Genomic DNA, 2,141 nt, shown 5'->3' on the forward strand with positions numbered 1-2,141 from the left:
GTAATGGTAGGCCGTTCCCGATTCTCGGGTATGTATTCTTCAATCACTACATGGGCATTGGAACCACCTGCTCCAAAAGATGAGATACCAGCAATCCTTGGGAATTCCCTTGTTACTCCATTCATATTAATCACTGGTCGCTTCCATTCAGCTAGTTCTTGCTGAACTACAAAGGGTGTTTTTTCAAAATTAATATTAGAATTCAATTCTTCAGCATGTAAGCTTGGAACAAGCATCTGGTTTTTCATTTGGAGTACAATTTTAGTAATTCCTGCAATACCCGATGCTGCTTCCAAGTGTCCAATATTTGATTTTACTGAACCAATGGCGCAAAATTGAGAATCCTGATTATCCTTTCGAAATGCTTGGGTAAGCCCAGTAATTTCTATCGGATCTCCAAGTTCCGTTCCTGTTCCATGAGCTTCAATATAACTGATTGTTCGGGCATTTACCCCTGCTTTATCCAGTGCCGTCCGTATAAGTTCACTTTGAGCAATTGGATTAGGAATCGTATATCCATTAGTTTTTCCGCCGTGATTAATACTGGTGCTCCGAATAATAGCATAAATATGATTGTGATCTGCAATCGCACGAGACAAAGGTTTCAATAAAACAGCACCAACACCTTCCCCAGGTACAAATCCATTTCCTCCTTTTCCAAAGCTTTTACATTGCCCGTCTGATGAAAGCATTTGTTGTGCACATAATTCAATATAATTTGACGGATGAAGGTACAGATTAACACCACCTGCAAGAGCCATTTCACATTCTCGTTGGTGTAGATGCTCGCAAGCTTCATGAACCGCAGTTAATGATGAGGAACACATAGTATCAATCGGCATACTAGGACCTTGTAAATTAAACAAATAGGAAATACGGTTAGCCACTGAACTAAATGATGTACGGAGATATATTTTTTCACCTTGTTTCAGTAATTCAGGTCCGTATAAATCAAACCCTGTTTTGGTAATTCCCACAAAAACACCGATTCGACCATTATATTGTGCTAAAAGTTGCTCTCTAGTGTATCCTGCATCCTCAAATACCTGCCAACTAGCCTCAATAAACATCCGTTCCTGAGGATCCATATTAATAGCCTCCCGAGGCGAAATATTGAAAAAAAGAGGATCAAAATTCGCAAACCCCTCCACAAAACCTCCCCACTTGCTATAACTTTTTCCTTGCGCTACGGCTTCTTGCGGATCTTTATGAAAGAATTCTTCTAAAGCCCAACGCTCTGCAGGAATTTCTGAAATGCAATTTTTACCTAATTTTAAATTATTCCAGTATTCTGTAAGATTTCTAGCATGAGGATATCTTCCACTTATTCCAATTATAGCAATAGACTCCTGAGTTCTGATATTCGGTACCATAGCATTTAAGCTTCTTGATAGCGTCCTTCTTCCTTTCACTGATGTTAGTACAGTGAATTGGTCAGCAAAATGTAATACTGTTGAAGGCTTTTCCAGTGCTAATGATATCTGTTCTGACACTCCAGTCCACTTCATACATTCTTGTGTATAATCTGTAATAAAATATTCCGTTAAGGCTCTCAGCGTCTGATATTCAAAAAATAACGTTTTTGACAATTCGCCGAAAAGACTAGCAAGTTTATGATTAAGCTTTATTATCAGCATTGAATCAATTCCGTAATTTTCTAAAGGCTCATCAGTATCGATCTTGCTAGCATCTAACTTTGTAACTTCTCCAAAAAGTAGTTTGAGTTGATGTAAGGTCTTTTCCCGGAGTACTCCTTGCTTCACTTGTTGAATTTTTGCCTTTGTTTGGATTGATGATGCTTTGGTTTCGAATTGTTCTATAAAAACAGCTTTATATTCTTTTGCTAAATATTCCGCAAAACTATGGATTGTTGGATATTCATAAAGAAGGTCAGCAGTCAATTCAAGTTTATACTTCTGGTTAAGTTGGTTAACAAATTCAGTTAGCATAACTAGATCAAACCCATATTCATTTAACTCTGAATAGCTATCAATATCATTAACCTCAACTTTGAGTATTTCAGCTACAGATCGTATCAAACTAGCTTGTATTTTATCCAACATAAACCCCTGCTCCTTCCAAAACCCTCGATGAAAATCCCTTCATTCGCACACAAATAACCCCAGTTTCATCAAGTATAT

1 protein-coding gene is annotated in these 2,141 nt (G+C 37.6%); it reads right to left on the reverse strand.

Annotation, left to right across the window (positions count from 1 at the left end; translation table 11 throughout):
• The coding region (locus M8E35_RS26135; RefSeq protein ID WP_252473897.1) for a beta-ketoacyl synthase N-terminal-like domain-containing protein at positions 1 to 2,063 on the reverse strand (2,063 nt) is incomplete at its 3' end.
• Between the last annotated feature and the right edge of the window lie 78 nt (positions 2,064 to 2,141).

Source organism: Desulfosporosinus nitroreducens, assembly GCF_023897015.1.
Lineage (GTDB): Bacteria > Bacillota > Desulfitobacteriia > Desulfitobacteriales > Desulfitobacteriaceae > Desulfosporosinus > Desulfosporosinus nitroreducens.